24 protein-coding genes are annotated in these 22,671 nt (G+C 58.1%); 5 read left to right on the forward strand and 19 right to left on the reverse strand.

Annotated features, from left to right (window positions below):
* Window positions 1-34: 34 nt before the first annotated feature.
* The 19 genes from flgD to motA form a co-directional block, all read right to left on the reverse strand.
* Complete coding sequence (gene flgD / locus T18_RS06530) at window positions 35-505, reverse strand: flagellar hook assembly protein FlgD (RefSeq protein WP_003515114.1); 471 nt, start codon at window positions 503-505, stop codon at window positions 35-37.
* Window positions 496-945, reverse strand: a complete 450-nt coding sequence (gene flbT, locus T18_RS06535) for a flagellar biosynthesis repressor FlbT (RefSeq protein WP_003515113.1) — start codon at window positions 943-945, stop codon at window positions 496-498. The genes flgD and flbT overlap by 10 nt, the downstream gene beginning before the upstream one ends.
* Entirely contained in the window at window positions 942-1,286 is a 345-nt protein-coding gene (flaF, locus tag T18_RS06540) for a flagellar biosynthesis regulator FlaF (protein WP_003515112.1), read from the reverse strand. Before flaF ends, flbT begins: the two co-directional genes overlap by 4 nt.
* A gap of 34 nt (window positions 1,287-1,320) precedes the next feature.
* The gene (locus T18_RS06545) at window positions 1,321-2,424 is read right to left on the reverse strand and encodes a flagellar hook-associated family protein (protein WP_003515111.1); all 1,104 of its coding nucleotides are present in this window, start codon (window positions 2,422-2,424) and stop codon (window positions 1,321-1,323) included.
* 3 nt (window positions 2,425-2,427) lie between these two features.
* Window positions 2,428-3,906 (reverse strand): flagellar hook-associated protein FlgK, encoded by a 1,479-nt coding sequence (gene flgK / locus T18_RS06550; protein WP_003515109.1) that lies wholly within the window; start codon window positions 3,904-3,906, stop codon window positions 2,428-2,430.
* A 22-nt stretch (window positions 3,907-3,928) separates the two neighbouring features.
* Window positions 3,929-5,209 carry a flagellar hook protein FlgE gene (locus T18_RS06555; protein ID WP_003515108.1) on the reverse strand — a complete coding sequence of 427 codons (1,281 nt, stop codon included), beginning with the start codon at window positions 5,207-5,209 and terminating at the stop codon, window positions 3,929-3,931.
* A gap of 104 nt (window positions 5,210-5,313) precedes the next feature.
* The gene (gene rem / locus T18_RS06560; RefSeq protein ID WP_003515107.1) at window positions 5,314-5,985 is read right to left on the reverse strand and encodes a transcriptional activator Rem; all 672 of its coding nucleotides are present in this window, start codon (window positions 5,983-5,985) and stop codon (window positions 5,314-5,316) included.
* Window positions 5,986-6,267: 282 nt separating this feature from the next.
* On the reverse strand, window positions 6,268-6,834 hold the full coding sequence (locus tag T18_RS06565; protein WP_019564301.1) for a lytic transglycosylase domain-containing protein: 567 nt from the start codon (window positions 6,832-6,834) through the stop codon (window positions 6,268-6,270).
* Window positions 6,782-8,137, reverse strand: a complete 1,356-nt coding sequence (locus T18_RS06570; protein ID WP_038489833.1) for a flagellar hook-length control protein FliK — start codon at window positions 8,135-8,137, stop codon at window positions 6,782-6,784. Before T18_RS06570 ends, T18_RS06565 begins: the two co-directional genes overlap by 53 nt.
* Window positions 8,134-9,411 carry a chemotaxis protein MotC gene (gene motC, locus T18_RS06575; protein ID WP_003515101.1) on the reverse strand — a complete coding sequence of 426 codons (1,278 nt, stop codon included), beginning with the start codon at window positions 9,409-9,411 and terminating at the stop codon, window positions 8,134-8,136. Before motC ends, T18_RS06570 begins: the two co-directional genes overlap by 4 nt.
* A complete protein-coding gene (locus tag T18_RS06580) occupies window positions 9,408-10,691 on the reverse strand; it encodes a MotB family protein (protein ID WP_019564303.1) in 1,284 nt (427 codons plus the stop codon). Before T18_RS06580 ends, motC begins: the two co-directional genes overlap by 4 nt.
* Complete coding sequence (locus T18_RS06585; protein WP_038489830.1) at window positions 10,688-11,338, reverse strand: hypothetical protein; 651 nt, start codon at window positions 11,336-11,338, stop codon at window positions 10,688-10,690. The genes T18_RS06580 and T18_RS06585 overlap by 4 nt, the downstream gene beginning before the upstream one ends.
* Before the next feature lie 251 nt (window positions 11,339-11,589).
* Window positions 11,590-12,882, reverse strand: a complete 1,293-nt coding sequence (locus T18_RS06590) for a flagellin (RefSeq protein ID WP_038489827.1) — start codon at window positions 12,880-12,882, stop codon at window positions 11,590-11,592.
* 306 nt (window positions 12,883-13,188) lie between these two features.
* A complete protein-coding gene (locus T18_RS06595; RefSeq protein WP_003515097.1) occupies window positions 13,189-13,626 on the reverse strand; it encodes a hypothetical protein in 438 nt (145 codons plus the stop codon).
* Window positions 13,627-13,631: 5 nt separating this feature from the next.
* The gene (gene flhB / locus T18_RS06600; protein ID WP_003515096.1) at window positions 13,632-14,714 is read right to left on the reverse strand and encodes a flagellar biosynthesis protein FlhB; all 1,083 of its coding nucleotides are present in this window, start codon (window positions 14,712-14,714) and stop codon (window positions 13,632-13,634) included.
* 126 nt (window positions 14,715-14,840) lie between these two features.
* Window positions 14,841-15,884, reverse strand: a complete 1,044-nt coding sequence (fliG, locus tag T18_RS06605) for a flagellar motor switch protein FliG (RefSeq protein ID WP_003515095.1) — start codon at window positions 15,882-15,884, stop codon at window positions 14,841-14,843.
* Window positions 15,885-15,911: 27 nt separating this feature from the next.
* Window positions 15,912-16,451, reverse strand: a complete 540-nt coding sequence (fliN, locus tag T18_RS06610) for a flagellar motor switch protein FliN (protein ID WP_025592471.1) — start codon at window positions 16,449-16,451, stop codon at window positions 15,912-15,914.
* Window positions 16,452-16,515: 64 nt separating this feature from the next.
* Entirely contained in the window at window positions 16,516-17,475 is a 960-nt protein-coding gene (locus T18_RS06615; RefSeq protein ID WP_003515092.1) for a FliM/FliN family flagellar motor switch protein, read from the reverse strand.
* Entirely contained in the window at window positions 17,472-18,344 is an 873-nt protein-coding gene (gene motA / locus T18_RS06620) for a flagellar motor stator protein MotA (protein WP_003515090.1), read from the reverse strand. The genes T18_RS06615 and motA overlap by 4 nt, the downstream gene beginning before the upstream one ends.
* A 184-nt stretch (window positions 18,345-18,528) precedes the next feature.
* Here motA and T18_RS06625 point away from each other — a divergent pair, with 184 nt between their 5' ends.
* The 5 genes from T18_RS06625 to flgB all read left to right on the forward strand — a co-directional run bounded on the left by T18_RS06625 (window position 18,529) and on the right by flgB (window position 22,669).
* Complete coding sequence (locus tag T18_RS06625; RefSeq protein WP_003515087.1) at window positions 18,529-19,308, forward strand: DUF1217 domain-containing protein; 780 nt, start codon at window positions 18,529-18,531, stop codon at window positions 19,306-19,308.
* Between the two features lies 1 nt (window position 19,309).
* Window positions 19,310-20,044 (forward strand): flagellar basal-body rod protein FlgF, encoded by a 735-nt coding sequence (flgF, locus tag T18_RS06630; RefSeq protein WP_003515085.1) that lies wholly within the window; start codon window positions 19,310-19,312, stop codon window positions 20,042-20,044.
* Between the two features lie 11 nt (window positions 20,045-20,055).
* Window positions 20,056-21,462, forward strand: coding sequence for a flagellar protein export ATPase FliI (gene fliI, locus T18_RS06635; RefSeq protein WP_003515084.1), 1,407 nt, complete (start codon window positions 20,056-20,058; stop codon window positions 21,460-21,462).
* Window positions 21,463-21,465: 3 nt separating this feature from the next.
* Window positions 21,466-22,038 (forward strand): hypothetical protein, encoded by a 573-nt coding sequence (locus T18_RS06640; RefSeq protein ID WP_121556191.1) that lies wholly within the window; start codon window positions 21,466-21,468, stop codon window positions 22,036-22,038.
* 238 nt (window positions 22,039-22,276) lie between these two features.
* Window positions 22,277-22,669, forward strand: coding sequence for a flagellar basal body rod protein FlgB (flgB, locus tag T18_RS06645; protein ID WP_003515082.1), 393 nt, complete (start codon window positions 22,277-22,279; stop codon window positions 22,667-22,669).
* The last annotated feature ends 2 nt before the right edge of the window (window positions 22,670-22,671 follow it).

The raw sequence follows: 22,671 nt of genomic DNA on the forward strand, positions 1-22,671 counted from the left end.
TCCGGAAAGGCGGCATCATGCCGCCTCTTTAATGTCAGGAACCTGCCGGCACGTCCGAATCGGTGCCGCTATCAGGTGTAGTCGCGATCGGACCGTTCGAGAAGGTCACACCGGCCTGCAGCAGCACTTTGTCACCAGCTTCTGTGATGGCGACGACGCCGTCCGAATAGACTTCGACTTCCTTTACCACGCCGGTGACCTTGTCGTCGGCGCTCTTGACCGTTTTGCCAACCAGGTCGGAAGCGCGCGTCAGGGCTTCGGCCTGCAGCATGCTCTTCAGATGGGTGTTGGTCTTGATCGTCTGCTCGACCTGCGAGAAGCTCGCAAGCTGCGACATCTGCTGGCCGGCATCCATCGGGCTGGTCGGATCCTGGTTTTTCATCTGGGCGATGAGAAGCTTCAGGAAGCTGTCGTAGTTAAGCGAGGCCGCGCTTTTGTCGTTGCTGCTCGCCCCGGCATTTGCCCAGGGGTTAGAGGCTGCCGACGTGACTGCATCTACCGCCATGGTGCGATCTCCTTGCGAATCTGCTCGATCGTTGCGGGGGTCATTTCCTGATTGTTGAGGATCTTTTCCTCGGTCGGGTACAGGCCACGAATGGCCTTCAGCGCTTCGAAAGCCTTACCCGAGGCAACCAGACCGTCGATACGCTTGAGTTCGGCCAGAATCTCCTCATGCTGGAAGCAATTCAGCAGCATGCTCACGGATTTACGGAACAGGTTCGTCGACTGTTCGCGTCCTTCCGGATTGATGAGGATCATCTGGGCGATGAAATAAAGCTGTCTGAGCGGCGTCGTCGCCTGCTCCGGCTGCAGGACGTGGTTTTCAAGCAGGAACGTGACATCGTTCAGGAATTCGAGGGCCACCTTGCGATCCACCCGCAAAACCGCGCCGTTGATGAAAATCTTTTCGCCCGATTTCAGCGAGATTCGAAGTGTACTTTTCATTTCAGTCCATCCCTGATGATGGTTGTCACGTCAATTATACCCTGGAAATTCGTCGACTGACGTTTCCGGATCAGTTCGCACTCTTTCAAAATCCAGATCGCGATCGAAATCAGATTTGCCCTGAGTTCCATGGCCAGCTGGTTTTCGGGCTGCTTGAGGTCCTCAATGAAGCGGATCCAGACCCGTCGAGTGTAAAAAAGCGCTTCGATCGTGTGGCGCTGGGAAGAGGAATCCTTTGCCTCCACCAGTAGATCGATCGATTTTGTCAACGCCTGCCGCTCGCGATCCTTCGCGTCTGCGACACCATCCTCCATGATTTCGGCGTAGGAAAACTGGTACATTCATGTATCCTTTATCTGCCGCCACCCCTGTTCATCAGAGGTAGTTTACCAGACTCATTTTTTGCAGACGCGACGTAAGGCTGTAGGCAATTTCAATCTGCTGCTGGAGCAGATCCAGGCGTGTCTTCACCTCGTAGGTATCGATCCCCTCGATATCCAGCAGATGAGTCTCGATGATCTTTTTCTGGGCGGCGAGCGAGTCGTTCGCTTTCGAAACACGGCTTTCGGAAAGGCCGAGCTGGCTCTGCTGCTGGTTCAAACCACTAATGACCGTGCCTATATTAGTCACCGACCTGGTCGCCACCAGTTCGCGAACATCGCTTGGGACCTTGTCATCAAGGAACGTCATCGCCGTCATTGCTGTCATCGCGAAATAACGCATGCCCTGCGAGTTGCTGTTGGTCGATGTCTCGACCACCTCGTTCTGGCTGATGCGGCTCGTCATGTTCGTGTCGCTCGCCTTCGACCCATAGGTCGTCCAGAAATCGTAATTCTGGCCGGCCGTCAGATCGCTGTGCGGTGGGTTCGTAACCGGCGTAGTACCGTTGAACACGCCTTCGATACGGGTCATGAATGCCGCGGCCTGATCCTTGGACAGGTCGGCAATGTTACCGACCGCAGGTGTCTGTGCGGCCATGAACGCGTTCAGCTCAACCTCATAGGCTGCCTTCAGCGTCGATCCTTCGGCAAAGTAGTCATCGATAGGCTTCACATCCGTATTGATGCCGGAAAACAGAAATTCGCCACTGACTGCCGTATTGGCAAAACCGGTGAAAGTGTTGAACGCATTCGAAATGGTTTTGGCGACCGTTGCCAGCGTTGGTGCTGCGCTGCTGGTATTCGGAACAAGAACCTTCTGAATTTCCTGGGCGGCCTTTGCCATGCCATCAAGTGCCGCCTGAGAGGACTTGAGGCGCTGCGTGGCGATGGAATTGACGCTGACGAGCGAAGAGAGACGATCGACATCGCGATTAAGGTCAAGACTGCGGGCCGTGTTGGCACCCAGCGTCACGCCCAGGTCCGCATGTTTGCCCGTGGTCAGCTCGGTATTGAGGTTCGTCATCTCAAGCTGGGCCTTGAGGATGGTGCTGCGCATGCTGTTCTGCATCGCCAGCGATGAAATGAAGGACGTTTTCATCTATTACCTCACCATATCCATCAGCGACTTGAGCATGTCGTCGATGGTGGTCACCAGCTTCGTGGCGGCCTTGTAGGATTGCTCGATATCCATGAGCAGCGAAAGCTCCTCATCCAGGCTGACGGCAGTATTGTTCGAATAGGAGGTGGCGGAGCGCTCATAGAGCGCGCTTTTCGCTTCGTTTGCCGAAGTTGCGCCGGATCGTTCCTGTTCGAGCCACCCCACCGAGTTGGTGCCGTATTTCAGGATGCTTGTATTCGTATCGATACGTGTCGACGCGGCAAAATTCATGGGCGCGTCAAAAGCAGTGACATAGCTGTCGATCAGTGCGGAAAACCCGGTTCCGCCTGAAGTTGTGCTGTTGATTACATAAGCGGTACCGTTGATACCGCCGTCGCGCAACAATTCCGGGTTTCCACCTTTGGAAATAATTAACGCAGGGTTGACGGTAATGCTCGCAGCGAGCCCGGGAGAGACAACACCGCTTGCCGGAATGGTTGTGGCCGCAGGGGAGCCGTAGGTGAAGAGGCCTGGCATCTTCGGCAGCGTGCTGGTGGGGCTGGCCGGCTTTTCCGCAAACATGGTGATGAGGCCGCGCGCAATTTCGTCGAGCTGGCTCTGCATGGTTGGCGCCAGGTCGTCACGAACCTGCATCAGACCCTGAAGCGAACCTTCCGCTGTCGTGTTGCTGCCGCTGCTCGCCTTGATCGCGACGCCATCAACGTAGATCGCGTTGCCCGTGACCGTCGCGTCGTAGCCCGGCTGCGCCTTGAAAGTAACCTTGCGCGGCACGACTTCGAACAGGGTCGCGCCATCCGCCGTGTAGAGCGCCACGTCGTTGTTTTCACGATTGACGACGTTGATCCCGATGATGGACGAAATGTCCTTCAGCAGCGTCTCGCGCTGGTCGAGAGCATCACTTGGATTGCCGCCGATCGCGGTCTGCGCCTTGACCTCGTTGTTGGCTTCCTCGAATTTCGCGAGCAGGCCGTTCAGCTTGTCGACCTGAAGGGACATTTCCTTGTCGGCACGCAGGCGCATCGCCTGCAACTCGGACGAAGCCTTGTTCAGGGAATTGGCGACGTCCACGGCTGATGTAACCGCAGTCGCAGCAAGCGCGGAATCGCTCGGCTTTGAGGCGTAACCGTCAAGGCTCTTCAGCAGTTCCTTCATATAGGTGGCAGGCGAACTCTCGTAATCGTTGCCGCCGAAAAGGCTTTTCATCTCCTCGAGCCCGGTCAGAACGGTTTTCTGGCCGGAAGCGAGGGATGCACTGGAGATCGTCTGCCTCAGGAGGCTCTCATTCTGGGCACGGCCGTTGGCGACAATACTTGCACCTGACATGGTCGTGCCGAGAATGGCGGTTCGCTTGACGTAGTTCGCATTACCCACATTGGCAATGTTTTTCGAAGTAACGTCCGTCTGCTTACCTGTATTGTTGAAGATCGACTGCGCAGTATTCATTGCTGACGTGAGCGACATTCATTTGTCCTCGTGAGAATTACTATCTCTTCAGATTGATCAGGACATCCATCAAATCCGACCCGGTCTGGAAGACTTTCGAATTCGCTGTATAGATACGCTGGGATTCAATCATATCGGTGAGTTCGCTGGCGATATCGACGTTCGAGCCCTCAAGCGCACCCTTCTGGATGTAACCGAAGCTGCCCGTCTGCGGGAAACCGATGGTGACGACGCCCGACTCGTTGCTCGGCAGATAAACGTTGCCGTTCTGAGGGGAGAGGTTGTCGACGCTCGGCACCGTGGCAACCGCCAGCTGGTAGATGTTGCGGCGGCCACCATCCTGATAGACTGCAGTCACTACGCCGTCCTTGCCGATTTCCACGTCCTTGATCTGGCTCGGGCCGTTACCGTTCAGGATCGCGGTGCCGGGCGTGAACTTCGTCGAGAACTGCGACATGTCGGACAGGTCGATACTTATTGCCTGCGGGACGCCGCTGACCGTGTCGTTGATGGTGATCGACTTTTGAGAGGTAGGTGTGAGCTTATTGGTCGCCGGGTCGAATGCCAGCGTGACTGATTCCTTGACAAGGTTCGCTGCTGGGGTCGCCGTGTAAGGGAAGCCGCCATTGGTCGACTGGTCCTGACGATACACTGCCACTTCCCAGGTATTGGCGCCGGTCTTGGTGTAATAGAAATCGTAGAGAACCTTCGCGCCACCGCTGTCGTACGCCGTCAACGATGTCTTGTTACCGATCGTCGATGTTGCAAGGTTGTCGCTCGGACGCGAGCCCGCCGCAACAGCGGCTTCATCGCGATTGAGGTTGGCCGGGAAGCTGCCCTGCGTGGAGGGCGATGCTGTCAGGCCGAAATTATTGACGTTGACGGCCTCAAGGCCGGTAAAGCCGTTGACGACGGCAGCTGGCGCATTTGCCCCGTAGGGGTAACCCATCAGCTGGAAGCCCGCTGCGTTTTCCAGGTAGCCTTCCGCATTCTTCACGAACGAGCCGGCACGTGTGAGATAAGGCGTGCCGCCACCATCCTGAACCACGAAGAAACCGTTGCCCTGAATGGCAAGATCGGTGCTCGACGTGGTGTAGGACAGGTTGCCCTGCTCTGAAATGCTGTAGCGAACGTTGGACTGCACGCCGCCGGAGGCATAGCTGCCCGACGAGGAGGGCAGAACGAGCGAGGAGAACGACGTCGATGCGCGCTTGTAGCCGGTGGTGCTTGCGTTAGCGATGTTGTCGCCAACGGTTCCCAGCTTGTTAGCCTGTGCATTCATGCCGGACACACCGGTTCGCATAGTGCCGAAAATACTCATTCAAAAACCCTCGTGGTCATCTTCAGGGAGAAGGTAAAGCGTTTGGCTTGCGTGAAGCTGTCTGAAATACCGCGTTTGAAAAAGACCACGCGGATGAATGAATATTATTGCCAATCAATGCTGTAACCGAGGAAACGCTTGGAATCGACCGGATCGTAGCCGAGCTTCTTGCGAAGCTTCTTGCGCAGCTTGCTGATGTGGCTTTCCACGACGTTCTCTTCGACGTCATCATCGAAGATGCCGTAGATGGCATTGAAAATCTGCGCCTTGGAAACGCGGCGTCCGCGATTGGCAATCAAATATTCAAGGATGCGGCGCTCGCGCCGCGGCAAGGCAAAGACCTCGCCACCGACTTCGGGATCACGACCGTCTGAGAAAACCCGGATCGGTCCCGCATCGGTGAAATTCGAGATAACCTGCAGGCGGCGACGGATCGCCGCCGCACGCGCAAGGATTTCACGGGGGTGAACCGGCTTGCGCACGACATCGTCGACGCCGCTGTCGAACAGCGCCAGAGTCGATTCCAGCGAGGGCTGGTCGCTGACCGCGATCACCGGTGCCGTCGTGCGATCCCTGATCGCCTTGGGCAAGGAGAAGCTCCGGTCGCCCTGACCGATCAGGAATGCCTCTACGGCCGCCAGATCGCTGTCCGCTGCCGTCGAGACCCATTCCCCGAATTCGACCGGATCGAAACCGGTCGAGGGGATGCCCTCACGCCCAAATAGAGAAGTATAGCCGTCTTTAACGAGCTCGCGCTCATCAACCACTACGATCATTCGTCCGCCTCCGAATCAGTGTGGTGTTTTCCAATGCGGCATTGGTACGAATCGGGGGATTCAGCGACAACTGTAGGAAATCATCGATAGTTATTAATAATTGATTAACCATTTTGTGCCGATTTGATCTATATATAGTGGTTGTTAACCATATACGGTACAAAATTTTTGTGTAAAAATTTCAAAAATCCGAAAAAATCGCTTGCGACGCCTTTTTTAGGGCTTTCTCTCGCCACATTTCAAATTGCGAGTCCTTGACCGCATCAAAACAATCGATGGTTGTTATCCGTCACAGAAATTTTTCGCGTTGGCGGTCCATTTTCCGTAGCCCGTCGCCACCAGATTGGCGATCACCCGGCAGACATATTTCTTTTGAGCCGGGTCGTTGTTGGGCCCGGCATGATAGCGGGCAACCGCCATGGTCCAGGTTTCGTGCCTGTTGTGGAGATTGCGCAGGAACATGGCGGCATATTCGACATTGCGGCGCGGATCGAACATTTCACGCGCGGATGTGAAGTTTTCGCCATGGAAATAGTGGTTTATCTGCATGCATCCCAGGTCGATCAGCTTGGCGCCGTTGCGCTTTGCCGTCTCGAAAGTGGTCAATGCCTCCTCGGTGGAGGAGGCAAATACCGGTTTTCCCTCAATATTCATGGCGTTGGGGTCAAGCCGACCCTTGCGACCGGTCTCGGTCAGGCCGACAGAATAGAGAATTCCCTCCGGCACGCCGTATTTGCGGGCGGCGGACTGAATTTCCCTTTCACAGACACCTGACGTTGCCGAAGCGGAGGCGTTTTCAGAGGTAAACGCCGTTGTCAGCAGAAGTGCGGGCAGAGCCAAGAGCGCCATCCATGCCTTCATTATGCACCCCCAAATTATCACCATTGCCCTGCCGTCCGCCGCGTGTGCCGGACTCGTCACGGTTGCGCCCTGCGGCGGCCTGTTGGCCCTGCTGCTGCGCCTGCTGATTTTGCTGATTGTTGGCTTGTGTGCCCGTTTGGTCACTCTTGTCAGAAGAAGCAATGCTGATCGTGATGTTATCGACCGTCAGACCCTGCGCCTTGAGGCCCTCGAGGATGCTCTTGCTGTCCTGCTGAAGCTTTTTGTAGGCGGCCACGTTCTCCACCGTCATGTGAACGGCAAGCTCATCACCGGCAAGACGCAACGACATCGTAACCGATCCCAGCTCGATCGGCGTCATGTGCAGCTTCAGCGTATGGACGACTTTGCCGGTGCTGCTCTGGGCCGCCTCATTGGACAGCGACGAGCCGGGCTGCATGGCGCTAACCCATTCAGAATCATTGGCGATGAGGCCAGTCAGAGCCGAGGCGTTGGATGATGGTGCCAGACCAATGAACCGCCGCGAATCGAGAACCGTAATCGTCTCGGTCGCCTTGCCACTGCTTTCCCGGGCATCGAACTCGACGCGGCCATCCCGCTGAACCGTACTCATATCGAGAGCGCGGGCCGTGCCGGAACGAGGAGATGCGAAGCGGAATGCCGAGGCGTCGCCTTCAGTGCCCGATCCGGATCCGGCTTCGTTTCCGGCAAGCTCGGTCCGTGCGTGCATGTCCTTCGCCAGAGGCTCAGCCTTACCCCTGACAGTTTCGACCTTTTCGGATTTGACATCGGCCTTGCCGGCAATCGCCTGCGCAATTTCCTCAAGGGGCGTCTTGGCTGTCACGATATCGCCGACATTGGCCGTGAGCGTCTGCAGCTCTGCCAGCTTCGGATCGGTTGCATCCGCCGCCGTCTGGCTCTCCTTGTCGGCGTCCTTGACCTTCTTGCCAGGTTTGCCGTTTTCAGGCGATGTGTGCGCCGTCTTAATCGCATTCTGAAGTTCCGCCAGCGCCTCGTGACCATGGCCTTCTCCGGAATGGTCCTTGACGATCACGTTCAGGAAGCTTGGGGGCCGCTTGACCGGCACATCCGTCTTTTCAGCATCGTCATCCGGTTGCGCATGCTGCTCCTCAGCCGATCCCGCTTCCTGCTGATAACGCGAATGCGGTGCCTGCGGCGGGCGCTCTTCCCTGACCGTCGCGAGGGTGTCGCCGAAACTTCCGCCTTTGGCGTCGTCCCTCACACTGGCGCTGCCAGCGCGCGGATCGTTATATGGCGCATTCACTATCGCGTTGATGGTTGCGTCGATCATGGTGCCCCCTCGCCTTTCTTCAAAAGGCTGTCGATTTCATCGAGCTTACTGCGGCCGCTCGTCACGAGTTGCCGGACGTTCTCGCCCTCATCCTCAGCCTTGTGGTTTTCAACTCTCCATATGCCCTTGGTCTCGGCACTGGCCGCCTCATTCGCGGGCGCGCCCGACCCGGCCCCCTGCCCTGCCGTGACACCGGGATCGGCGCCAGGCTGCGGGGAAGGCGGACGAACCACCTGGTCGGCGATTGCCCTTGCCGCGTCCCGCAGGGCCCTGTCGCGATCCGAAAGCTGGGCCTCGGGAATTTGCCCGATTGTTTCAATCGCGCTCACCACATCGGGCGTGCCGATATTGGAAAGGCTTTCATAGAGATTTGCCTGAACTTGCGGCTGGTCCGGCATATCCGGCGACAGCGCTTTCGCCTTCAACGCCGCCATGCGCGCCAGCGAATCCTTGCCGCTGATCGCCGCGAGACGGGACAGGCGCAGATAAGCTTCCTTCTGCCTCTCCGCGTCCATCATGGCGAATGTTTCCTCTATCGTGTCGTGCCCGATGGAATCGACACGTTTGACCACCAGTGAGACCAGAAGGTCCGCGAACTGGCTGGCATAGGGCGAATGCAGGAACCGCCGCGCGTAACGCTGTGCATATTCGACGCCACGCCCGGCATCGCCGTCTTCAACGGCGATAGCAAGCGAGCGGCGGAGTGCAGCCTCCTCCACGATGGTACCGGGCGCTTCGAGCCGGGCTATGTCATAGAAACCGAGGGCAGCCACCGGATCGCGGGGGATCGTCACATTGCCGCCGATCAGTGCAAGATAGGCGCCAATTCTCGTGCCGCGATACTCGGGCACCATGGCCGCGATGCTCTGGGCGACCAGCGTTCCCTTGCCGGACAGATATTTGCGCAGAATATCGGCGACGCGGCTGTCGAAATTGCCGTCCACATCCCGCGCGACGAGCAATTCGAGCGTGGCCGGATTGCCGCCGCTCATCGCGTAGACAAGCGCCGCATCGACATTGCGCGGATCCTTGAAGATCGCCGAAGGTGCGCTCTTCAGCCGCTCGTCGATCGTCTGGAGCAGAAACCGCTGCATTTCGGTTGCCGAATGGTCTCCCATGGTGACCGAATCCTGCACGAACTGCAGGGAGCGCAACATGGCATAGGGCATGAGGTTGTCTTGCGATTGCGCAAAAACCTTCGCCGGTTCGGCACCGAGACCACACAGTGTCGCCGCAAGAAAAACCCAACGTTTCGAGGATTTCGTCACACTCACCCCCGATCGGCCTCAAGCAGGATTTCGATACGGCGGTTCGCATTCGCCAGCGGGTCTGCCGGCACCTGCAATCTGCGGTCCGCGAAACCCGAAACCTGTTTCACCCGCTCTTCCGACAGGCCGCCGCGAACCAGCATGTAATAGGCGCTATGCGCGCGGTCCATGGAAAGCCGCCAATTGTCATTGGCCTCACCCTTGAACTGGCGTCCATCGGTATGGCCGCGGATCACCACGCTGCCGCCACGCTCCTGAAGCAACTTGCCGATCTTCTCCATGGCCAAAACCATTTCGCCGCGGGGCACAGCCGATCCGACATTGAACATCGGCGTTTCCGTCTGGTCGGAAATGGTCAACAGCAATCCGCCTTCGGCGGGCGTCACCACCAGACCTTCGGCGAGCTTGCCGCTGATGCCGGATATCTGCTTCTCGATCTCTTGGCGCAGCTCTTTAGCCTCTTCCTTCTGCGCAGCAGTACCTTGCTGCTGCTCCGGCTGAGGCTGCGTAAGTGCTGCCTGCTCTGCGGCACCCGGCCGCTGCTGCGGCACCACGGCGGCGACTTCCATGGCCTTGCCGTGATCTGCACCATCGGCTGGCTGCTGAGACGATTTAGCCGCAACCGCTTCATTATCCTTGGCAGCGTCCTGCTGCTTGTTCTCGGCAGATTGCTGCTGTTCGACCGGATTTTGCTGCTGGTCCGCACGTGTGATCTTCACCTGCTGGGTCCAGAAATCGGGATCGAAGGGATCGCGGTAAGCCTCACCGCCGCTCGCACCCGTCGCCGGGCCGGAATCGGCAGCACCACCTTCGCCCTTGGCGCTGACATTGGCCTGCTGCCCGACCTGCTGGGCAATTTCCGCCAGAACGGAATAGGGATTCTCGAAAAAGTCCGCTTCTGAGAAGTTCGACTGCTCCCCGGTCTGCGAGGTCAGGTCTTCACCTGTCGCAGCGGCCGAACCCTGGGTGACCTTTTCCGCCTTTATGTTGGACTGGTCTTTCTTCTCGACGCCCTCTTCCTTGTCCACGGGTTTTTCCAGTCCCTTGGACGAGGGTTTCTCATCGGACAGCTTTATCGGATTGAAATAGCTGGCGACCGAGGCCTTGGTTTCCTCGTTTGCGGCGTTGACCAGCCACATGACGAGGAAGAACGCCATCATGGCCGTCATGAAGTCGGCATAAGCGATCTTCCACGCGCCGCCATGGGCGCCATCGTGCCCGCCCTTGTGGCGTTTGACGATGATGATCTCGTTCTTGCCGTGGTGGTGATTTTCGCCTTCACTCATTTCATCACCTTGCGAAGACCGGACGCCCAGGCGGACATGCGCGTGACGAACACGCTTTCACCCAACTCAACGGAGAGATCGATATCTGCCGTCTCGGTAAATTTCATCGTCTCTTCTTCAAAGCCCGGCTGCGTCTTCAGCTGCTCAAACAAATCTTTCGGGCCTTTCACCACAAGGGTCACGGCCTCGCCATCCGGCATGGAAGCACGAACGACATCCGCAAGCGCCGAAACGGCCTTCAGCGACAGCTCTTCGGTCAGAACCGGGGCAAGGATATTGGCGGTCTGTTCGCTGAGATTGGTCGCGATCGCATCGATGCCTTCACGCAGCCTTAGCGACAGGAAAACGGCAATTTCTTCCAGATAGACGGAACGTAAGCCTTCGAGTTCTGCGGCATGAGCGGCAAGAAGCTCCTCGCGCTCGGCCTGCATTTTCTCCGTTATCTCGCGGGTCGCATCCTCGTGACCACGGGCATAGGCCGCCTGTTTTTCGCTTTCGACGTCGAGCGGCTCGAATTCATCGAAACCGGACGCAATATCGCCAAAACCGGAAATGCCGTCGACATCCGCCAACGGTTCGCCGAACGTCAGTCCCGCGGGCTGCGCGTCACCGAAATCCTTGAGATATCTTGCAATGGACGCGCTCATGCCCGCCCCCGGCAAAACAGGCCAAAGGGGCGAGACATGTTTCGTTGCCTGCGATCAAAGCCGTTTGGCGGCACCACCGTCATCCTTGCTACCCTGCCCGTCTCTTCAATTGTTTCCGGCCGGATCACGCCATGCGATCCACCCGATATTGCCCCGACGTTAGGTGTTCAAACTTGTGCGAGGATGAAGGCGGGCGCCGTTTTCAGAAACCTTGCAACCAACTCCCCCGAACCCGCCGGACCGACGCCGGGTTACTTGAAGAGCTGAAGGATGTTTTGCGCGTTGGCATTGGCGATCGAGAGCACCTGGATGCCGAGCTGCTGCTGTGTCTGCAGAGCCTTCAGCCTGGTCGATTCCTCGTTCATATCCGCATCCACGAGACGGCCGATACCCTTGTCGATCACGTCCATCAGGCTCGAGACGAAGTTTTCCTGCATGTTGATGCGGCTCTGTAGTGAGCCGAGGCTGGAGGCCGTACTGGTCATGGCTTCGAGCTGCTTGTCGACAAAACTCATCATCACATCGATGGCGTCGGAAGCGGTGTAGTTCGTGGTGCCACCAGAAAAACCGCTCATGGCTGCCGCCACGACATCGAGATTGTCGAGATCGAGCGTGGAGACGGAAAGACCGAGGGATCTGGCAACGGAGGTCGGCGCACCGGTCGTGTCATAGAACCAATCGTTGCTGCCTGTGTCCCGATAGGCCGCCGCGACGGTGGTGGTGCCGCTCGAAGGGTTGGTCGCCGTCACCTTGACCCAGGTATTCTCGGACAAACGAAGATAATTCACCGTTCCGTTGCTGTAGACGCTCGGGTCGGCATTCGTATCCGGCGTCGCCGCATTCAGCGTGCCGATTTCCGCGTCCGTCAATTTCTTGACGACGTAACCCGCATTGGTGGTCACGCCGGCTGTCGTCGATGTTTGGGTGATCTGTTGTTCCGTCTTCGCGACAAAAACGGCGCTCTTGTCGAGAATACCGAGTTTTCCGCCGCTGAGGTCGAAAAGCACGGCACTGCCGTCCAGCACATAGTCAACCGTGGTGACGCCGACATTGCCCGAACCGGTGCGCGTGAAGGACGCGACGACCTTTTTGGTGATGGGTTCTACAACCGGCGGCGTGCCACCATTGCTGATGCTGGCCTGCAGCCAGTTCTCGCCGGAGAAGGAGGCAGATTCCGACGTGCTCTTCAGCTGTTCCTGAAGCTGCTTGATTTCGTCCTGGATCTTGCCGCGGTCAGCCCCGACGCCATAGGCGGCGACAAGCTTTTCCTTGATTTTCTTGACGACCTCGATCGAGTTTGCAAGGGCGTCATAGGCCGTATCGACCTTGGCGGCGCCCAGTCCCAATGCATCCTGCACGGCCGAGAGCGCTGCATTGTCGGAGCGCATGGTTGTGGAGATAGACCAGTAGGCGGCATTGTCCGCCGCCGTTTCGACACGGTAGCCGGACGACACACGCGCCTGCGTCGTCTCGAGATTCTTGTCGATCATGCGCAAGGTTTGCAGCGCGGCCATCGCCGCCGCATTGGTCAAAATGCTGGTCATTGGGTCCACCCAATTGGTACTGTCAGGAAAAATCCGGCGCTGCGCCGAAAACGAGCAGAGGCATCATGCGCATCAGCGATGGTAAAAAGAGCCACCGCGACCTGCCGTTCGTTAACAAATCGTTAATTCGATAGGTACCAAACAACAACGCTGATTTGCAAGGCGTTCCTTGCCTTCACAGGCCGGTTTCGCATAAACCGACACGCTTCAGGCAAGGTCGGGTGAAAAAGTGCCCGAATGAAGCCATCGCGCCCGCGAATTCGGAAGGCGCAATGGATAATATATGAAAATGTCCGCTGGACTGGCTCAGGCAGCTTCGCCTTGGCGGGCCGACACGAATCGGGCAGCCGTCAGGCTCTGACGGAGAAATTCGGTGTTCTCGTCCGGATTTTCCGAAGGGTTCTGAAACGAAACATGATTGATCTCGACCGCAGCATGCTCGTTGGCCAGAATCAATTGCGCATAAACCGTCGCGCCGTGCGGTTTCAGTTCGAGATCGAGGACGATCTCCGGCGCCCCTTCCCATTCGAGCCTGTATTCGCCACCGGCTCCGAAATTGATCGTACCCGGATGATAATAAAGCTCCGCGGCCGACGAGACGAGGTCGGCAATGCTGCCGTAGCACTCGAATCTGAGCAATGAAATCAGGTCGGCCGGATCGAGCAGGCGCAGTTCGGTGGCGATCGGGTTGATCGCCTCTGCGACGATCATTTCCCGCTTTTCAGAATAGGCGGATTTTTTCATTGGTTTTATTGAACCCGTATTTTCGATGACTTCATGGCGTAAACCCGATGAACGAGCTCAGCTACAGCCTTGTAAAAAGCTGGTGGAATCACACTATCGATCGAGACTTGCGCAAACATGGAGCGTGCGAGCGGCGGATCTTCAAAAACGGGGATATTATTTTTCTCCGCAATCTCGCGGATTTTCAATGCGATAAGGTCCTGACCCTTGGCAACGACGACAGGCGCGTCGCCTTCTTCGCGAACGTAACGCAACGCCACTGCAAAGTGTGTCGGGTTGGCAATCACCAGTGTCGCGCGCGGCACATTGTCGATCATGCGGCGGCGGGCGCGGTCACGGGCGACCGAACGCTGACGGGCTTTGACCACCGGGTCGCCCTGCGATTGCTTGTACTCTTCCTTCACCTCATGCTTCGTCATTTTCAGCTGGCTGAACCAGTGGTGGCGCGTCCACAAAAGGTCTACGGCGGCAAGCAGCGCGGTCGAAAAGAGAATCACGACCATCATCTTTTTGGTGAGCTCGACAACCCTGACGAAAATGACCTGCGGGTCGGAGAACATCAGGTCGATGAGACTGTAGAAATCGCCGCGCAGAGACAGGAACATGATGATCGAAACGATCAAGATCTTGAACAGCGATTTGCCGAATTCCACAAATCCCTGCTTGCTGTAGATGCGGCCGAACCCCTTTGCGGGCGAGATGCGCGACCATTGCGGACGCACCCTCTCAAGCACGGGCGACGGCAGGTTCTGGAAAAACGAGGAGGCAAGGCCGAAGACGATGAACATGATCATGGCCGGCATGAGCAGATAGGCCATGGACGTGCCGAGGAAATAAAGCAGCGACAGGGCATCCGGCCTTGTGCTGAGGTTCCATTGTTCGGGCTGGCCGAACAGGTCCTTCAGCGTTACGCCGAGGCGACCGGCGCCGTCGGGCAAAAAGAAAACCAGATAGCAGTAAAAGGCGAGTGACGAAGCAAAGATCGGCACCTCGCGGGAAAAGGGAAGATTACCCTTTTCCGCCGCATCACGGAGTTTTTTCTCCGTTGGGTCTTCTGTTTTACTGTCCTTGTCCTGATCGTCTGCCAAGGCACGTTCCCGGGATAAAAAAAGGCCCGCCGATCGCGGCAGGCCGTCATTCCGAAACTAGCGCCCGAGACCGGCCATCGCAATGGCCGGCATTGCCTGTAAGGCGGGTTATCAACCGGCTTCCGCTCAGGCTGCTGCGGATTGTTCCTCTGTGGAGGCTTCCTTCAGCTGAATCTGACCGGAATTGGCCAGCCGGATCGCTTCCTGCGCCACGGCGCGGCGTGCAATCGCCACTTCGCGGGTGTTGATAGAAGCCTGCGGCACGGCGAGGTCCGATTCGATCATGCGGCGCTGGCGCGGGCTGATGCTGGACAGCACACATTCCTTGATTTCCATGGTTGCGCCACGCAGCGCCATGGTGAGAACGTCCGCCGAGACATCGTTGAGCAGCAGGACGCGGCTGCGCTGCGGCATGAACATGAGATCGTCGAAGAGGAAGATCTTCGGCTTGACCTTGTTGGCAGCTTCCTTGCTGAGCGTTTCGAGCGAGCTGAGCAGCGTATCGACCTGCGGCTTTTCCATTTCGTTCATCAGGTCGGCAACCTTCGTGGAACCGCCCGCATTGCGCTCTGCTTCGATCTCGTTGATGAGGTTGACCACACGCTTCTCGATGATCTGGGCAGCCGTGGGGCTGACTTCCTTCATGTTCACCGTGCGGTTCATGATATCGGCGCGCTGCTCTTCGGGAATGGTCAGAAGGACCTTGGCACCGAAGGACGAGGGCAGCATGGAGAGGATATACGCGATGGTCTGGGGATGCTCGCGCAGCAGGAATTTGCCGACGAATTCCGGCTCCGCTTCCTGCAGGCGATCCCAGATCGACGCTTCATAGGCCTGGAAGGCTGCACGACGGCCGAGAAGGCTGTCCACCTCCTCCGGTGTCAGGCCCTCTTCGAGAATGCTTTCGATCGCCTTGGCATTGTCCATCAGACCCGTTCCTTCCGTGAACAGGTCTTCGAACTCCGCCACGATCTGGGCGAGTTCGTCAGGGGGAATGACACGCAGCGTCTGGGCCGAGGAAATGATCATCTGCAATTCGTGCTGCGTGAAAAATTTCAGCAGCTTGCCGGCGACGCCCTTGCCCATGGCAAGAAGCACCGCGGCCGCCTTGTCGGCCTGAGACAACGGCTTCCCTGCCAGCGGGTTACCGAAATCCTCGAAGTCCATCATGGTCTTTCCTCTCCGTCCCCACAGGGATCAGGCTTTTCTCGTACTCATTACTTCAATCAATTTTACGCCGAAGCGCGTATCGTCGTCTTCAAGTACCGTTATTTCACCGCGCGCAATACGGCGGCCATTCACCATGATCTCGACCGGTTCACCGATCTTGCGGTCAAGCGCGATCGTTGCACCCTCTTCAAGGCTCATCAGACCCGAGACGAGCATGCGGCTGGTCCCAAGAACGATCTGGACATCGATCGGGATATCCATGATCAGGTCCATATTGTCGGACAGGCCACTGCCGAGCGGCGCCTTGATGCCCGCGACCTGTGGGGTGGCCGCGAAATCGTTCATCGCAAAATCGCCCACTCCGCCACCGAAGGCGGAAAGGTCGCTGTCGGCGGAAGCGTCGTCAACGCTCCCGAAATCCCCGAAGTCGCCAAAGTCGGACAGCGAACCTTCCGCATCCGTCTTGAGGACGCCACGCAGATCGCCGATAGCCTGGTCGAGCTCACCGCCGTCTTCAAGCGACGGCAGCGCCATATCATCGGTCACAGGTGTTTTCTTCGTAGCCATGCGCTGATTATTCCCTTTGAAACTTGCGTCAGCCTGCCCAGAACCCAAAAAAGGTGGACAGGTTTTAACCCATCAGATGTCGCAAGATCTCGTCGTCCGTGCTGACATTGTTCTTTACCCGAACCATGTAGCGGTCGCCGGACTTGCCGAATTCACAATTATAGAGCTTGGAGCCGTTGGCGCTGACCTCAACGCCGATGTCGTCCTGCTTCAGATCCTGAAACGGAATGACGTCGCCGGCCACCAGCCTGGAGATCGTCCGCAGGGTCAAGGTTTCGAGCTTGATGCGCGCCTCGAGCGTTACCTGCGATCTCTTCACCTGCTCAGAGATCAAATCCACCCATTCCGCCTGCTTCTTCAGCGCCTGGGCTGAAGCCTTGGGAGCGGCGATGGAGGTCTTGAGAAGGGGCCGCTGCGGCACGATCAGCGCGAATTCCGAAGAAACCTTGCCGATGGCGATCTTCATGCGGACTGTCACGCCGTAGAGGCCGGCGATCATCTCCTCGAAGGCGCTTTTTCCATTGGCCGTAAAGGGCGGGTCGATCGTCGCCTCGAAACCGCCCGGCGCGTTGACGCCCGACCGCAGGACACCCCCGATGCGCCCGAGAACCATGGCCGCCAGGTCGAGTTCGATGTGGGACAGGCTGCGCTCGTCCGGCTCGCCGATGGTGTCGGCGGCGGCGCCCAGCATGCGCTCCATGAGCGCGATGACGAAGCCGTTGCCGACCGCCATCATGAAATTGGGGCACCAGTTGCGCAGAGAACAATCCGCAACCGAGAAATTGCCGCCGATATTGGCGATGAGATCGGTCATCAGCCCCGATTCGGAGCCGATATATTCGACGTCTATCGCAATGCCGGTCTCGCTGTGAAAGATATCAGGCAGGAATTCGCTGTAGAGATGGCCGATATCGGAACCGACCTTCGCGATTGTCTTGCGGTCGGAAAGCCCGCCGGTAAGTTTCGCGAGCAGCGACGTGTCGATGACGGGTGCTCTTTGCTGTGCAGCTTTAGCCATGGTCATGCCGCCTTGTTTTCGCCGCCGGGGTTCATCATCTCCTGTTCGACGGCGTCGATGGACGGCCGCTCGTAGTTGGAGATGGTCTTGCGCCCGTATTCAAGCGCGACCTGCGGCACCGAGCCGTTCATGTAGGCGATCAGCGTCTGCTTGACGATGATGTAGAGGCGGTGCTGCTTGGTGCGGACGATCTTGACCTGCGAAGCGAGCGGGTTGCAGATCGAATAGGACAGGATGATGCCGAGCATGGTGCCCACCAGTGCGGCGCCGATGAGGCCGCCCAGCACTTCCGGTGATTCGTTGATCTTGCCCATGGCCTTGATGACGCCGAGAACCGCCGCGACGATACCGATGGCGGGGAAGGAATCGCCCATGGTGGTGATCGCGTGGTAAGGTTTCAGCTTGTCGTGCAGGATGGTCTCGATTTCCTCGTCCATCAGTGCTTCGATTTCGTGGCTGCGCGCGTTGCCGATGATGATGAGGCGGACGTAGTCGCAGATGAACGACGTCAGCTCCTTGTTCTTCAGCACCGAGGGTGCACTCTGGAAGATCGAGGATTCTTCCGGATTGTCGATATGCGCCTCGATCTCGTTGCGCGATTTCGTGCGCAGGTCGCGCATCAGCGAATAAAGTACGCCGAGTACGTCGAGATAGTTGCGCTCCTTCGGGACCGAGTGCTTGAAGGCCTCGCCGAGCGCCTTGCCCGAATCCTTCACGACCTTCATCGGGTTCGCCATGATGAAGCCGCCGAGGCCGGCACCGCCGATAATCAACAATTCGAACGGCTGAACCAGCACGTCCAGATGGCCGCCCATCGCCATGTAGCCGCCGATGATGCAGCCGAAGGTGATTATAAGTCCAATTACAATATTCATTGATCGACCACGCCCGAACAGTGTTCCATGCCGCCATCTCTAGAAAATGTGGCTTGCGTGAACCTGTCCGCGGAGCCTCTGTCCCTCGTCACTGCAGCCAGTTTCGCACAAGCAACATCCGGCATTATCCCGACAAAGGCGGACGTGCGCCTTGGTATCGGGATCAAACGAGAGCGGCGGTTCAGTGACTTCCACCTACACCAGCTACAGACTGATCAGTCAGGACATCGGCAAATCGCTTGAGCGTGTGTCGAAGCAACCCGACGTGGCGCGCGAAACCGAATATTACCGGTCGAAGATCGGCAGCGTGAAATCCGTCGACGACTTCATGGCCGATACCCGTCTTTACAATTATGCGCTGAAAGCTAACGGCCTCGAGGACATGGCCTATGCGAAAGCCTTCATCCGCAAGGTGCTGACCGAAGGCACGGCCGACAAGAACGCCTTCGCCAACAAGCTTTCCGACAGCCGCTATTCGGACCTTGCGAAATCGCTCGACTTTGCAAGTCTCGGTGCAGCTGCAACTGCGACCGAAGCGGCCCAGTCCGGCATCATCAGCAAATACACCCGCCAGACGCTGGAGCAGGAGGCGGGCGGCGACAATAACGGTGTCCGGCTTGCTCTTTACTTCGAGCGCAAGGCACCAACGATCAAATCGGGTCTCGATTTTCTAGCCGACGACGCGCTCGCGCAGGTGTTCCGCACCGCCTACAACCTGCCTGACGAAATTGCGGCAGGAAGCGTCGAAAAACAGGCCGCGCTCATCGAAAAATCCATCAATATCAAGGATCTGCAAAATCCTGAAAAGGTCGGCAAGCTGCTCGAGCGTTTCACCATCATGTGGGAGATGCAAAATCCCTCCACGACCTATGATCCTCTGGCCGTTTTCGGCTCCTCCAGCGGCTACGGCATTTCCCCGGACCTGCTGATCTCCATCAACTCCCTGAAACTCGGAGGCAAATGATATGCAATCCGGACTATACGTCGCCCTTTCCTCGCAGATTGCGCTGGAGCGTCGTCTCACCACCATTTCCGACAATATGGCGAATGCGAACACGGTGGGTTTCCGCGGTTCCGAAGTGAAATTCGACGAAATGGTCGCCAAGAACCACAATGACATGAATGCCAAGGTGGCGTTCGTATCGCAGGGTAACGACTATCTCTCCACCCGTCAGGGCGCCTTCGAACAGACTGGCAATAGTTTCGATTTCGCCATCAAGGGCGATGCCTGGTTCGCGATGGACACACCCGACGGCCAGATCCTGAGCCGCGACGGGCGTTTCACCATGCGCCCGGACGGCGCGCTCATCTCCTCAAGCGGTTATCCGGTTCTCGACGCCGGCGGCGGTCCCATCCAGCTCAATGCGAATGGTGGCCCGATCACCGTCAGTCTCGATGGCGCTATCAGGCAGAACGACAACATCGTCGCCACGCTCGGTATCTTCCAGGCGGATTTCTCGAAAGGCTTCCTGCGCCATCCCAATAGCGGCGTGAAGCCCGTGGCCCCGCCGACGCCGGTCGTCAACAATCACGAGGTCGGCGTCGTTCAGGGTTATCTCGAGCAGTCGAACGTCAACGGCATTTCCCAGATGACGCAGCTCATCCAGGTCAACCGGGCCTTCGAGAGCATTTCGTCGCTGATGCGCGATACCGAATCCACTTTCGGCGATGCCATCAAGACGCTTGGCGGCGCACGTTAAGGAACTGAGCGATGACAATGCCGGAATCCACGCTCACGGTCGAGGCGATTTCACCCAAGCTCGCCCAGCTCGCCAGCCTTGCCGGACACTATGCCGATCCGGAGTTTTCGGTGGCGCCGGGCGGCCATGTCCGCACCATCGCCGCCGGACACTACACGGTTTCCGGCCTGTCGCGGCATGTGAGGCTGGGCGAGTTCGTCGCCCATCGCAGCGCGACCGGTATCCATCTCGGCGAAGTTGTGCGCGTGGAACCCGATATCTGCTACGTCTGCCCCATCGAACCGGGCGAGCCGATTGGCATTCACGACACCGTCATCCGTAAGGGTGCCTTCCGCGTTGCGCCTGACGACAGCTGGTGCGGCCGCACCATCAATGCGCTTGGCGAACCCATCGATGGCAAGGGTCCGCTTGCATCAGGCACGGAGCGCCGTCCGATTTCCAGCAATGCACCGCCGTCGATGACGCGCAAGCGGGTGGAGACGCCTTTCAAGACGGGTGTCCGGGCAATCGATATTTTCTCGCCTCTCTGCCTTGGCCAGCGTCTCGGCATTTTTGCAGGGTCAGGCGTGGGCAAATCCACGCTCCTATCGATGCTTGCCAAGGCCGATGCCTTCGACAAGGTCGTCATCGGGCTTGTCGGCGAGCGCGGTCGCGAAGTGCGCGAGTTCATCGAGGATACGATGGGCGAGAATATGGGCAAGTCCGTCGCCGTTGTCGCGACCAGCGACGAAAGCCCGATGCTGCGCAAGATGGCGCCGCTTTCGGCCGTCACCATCGCCGAATATTTCCGTGACAGGGGCGACAACGTCCTTCTTATCATCGACAGCGTGACCCGTTTTGCCCATGCGATCCGCGAAGTGGCGGTCGCTTCGGGTGAACCGCCGGTGGCACGCGGCTATCCGGCCTCGGTCTTCACCGAATTGCCGCGCCTTCTGGAGCGGGCGGGACCCGGCGCCGAAGGCAGCGGTACCATCACCGCCATCGTCTCCATTCTGGTGGACGGCGACAACCACAACGATCCGATTGCCGATTCGACCCGCGGTATTCTCGACGGCCACATCGTGCTGGATCGCAGCCTTGCAGAAGAAGGCCGCTATCCTCCGATCAATCCTCTGGCCTCGATCTCGCGCCTCGCCAAGAAGGCATGGACACCGGATCAGGAAAAGCTGGTGTCGCGTCTGAAAGCGCTGGTGCACCGCTTTGAGGAAACGCGGGATCTGCGCCTCATCGGCGGTTATCGACCCGGCACCGATCCCGATCTCGACATGGCGGTGAAACAGGTTCCGATCATCTATGAAACGCTGAAACAGCTTCCGAATGAACCGGCGGCGCAGGACGCCTACGCCGATCTGGCGACCGCGTTGCGCGGTGGAGTGCAAAATAATCAGCCACAGGTAAACCCGAGAATGAGAGGCTGACCCGTGAGAAAGAAACAGATCGACAAGATCGACGATAGCGACCTCGAGAACGTACAGCCGCAGCCTCCCTTCTTCACGCCCGACCGTATTCTGGCGTGGACGGGAATAGGACTTGCCGCCGCCGCCGCATTTTTCCCCTGGTACGTGTTCTTCAACGAGGACAAGTTTGGAATGAGAGTGGCAGACGGCGACCGCACGCGCGACCTGCCCCATACCGGTCCGCGTGAAGTCTTCAGCGTTTCGCCTCTGGCCATGACCAATCGCAACAAGGAAGACGCGCCAGCGCCCGGCGAATTGCCGGACATGCTGACGACGGCGACGGTCAGCGAAAAGGGTAAGGAAAAGCAGAACAATCTCGCCGCAGGGCTTGAAGACCAGCCCTTCCCCGGCCAGACGTCCTTCCGCCTGCTGCATGTCTCCAACGGCCGCGCCCTCATCGAGGACGGATCGGGCATGTATATGGTGCGGGTGGGCTCCACGTTGCCCGACAATGCGCGCCTGACCAAAATCGAGCAGCGCGACGGCGAGTGGATGATAGAGACCTCTTCCGGCAAAACCTATCATCCCGAGAAGTAGTCAGACCGGCACTCTGCTGAAGTCTGCTGCCGTCGCCGGATCCAATCCGGCAGGACGGAGACGTCTTCGCAATTCACTATTCGATCCCATGGCGTGCCGCATTTAACGGCGCGCCATTTTTGTTTTCGCAATCGCCTTCGGGATCAGATTCTCCAGTGCTTCCGCACCTACGCGCCTCACCGCAAGTCTGACGCAAGATTAGCACCGTAGGTTCGGGCCATACGAGATGGAGAAGTCTATGCAACCGATTCAACTGTTCGATCTGGCCTCCCGCCAAGCGGAATGGCTGAGCGTGCGGCAGGAAGTCGTGGCGACCAACATCGCCAACGCCAACACACCCAAGTTTCACGCCAAGGATGTCAGTCCTTTCGAAGCGGTCATGCAGGCCACCAGCCAGCAGGTCGGCATGGCGAAGACCCATCCCGCTCATTTCGGTGCTAGCGAGCTCAGCGAAAATATCGCGGTGCGCGACAACCCGATCAATAACGAGATCGGCATGCAGGAGTCCGGCAATTCGGTCGCGCTTGCCGAGGAAATGACCAAGACCGGCGAGATCAAGCGGCAATACGACCTGAACGCCAGTCTCGTCAAATCCTTCCATCGCATGATGCTGATGACGGTAAAGAGGTAAAC

Source organism: Rhizobium sp. TBD182, assembly GCF_001950375.1.
Taxonomy (GTDB): domain Bacteria; phylum Pseudomonadota; class Alphaproteobacteria; order Rhizobiales; family Rhizobiaceae; genus Agrobacterium; species Agrobacterium tumefaciens.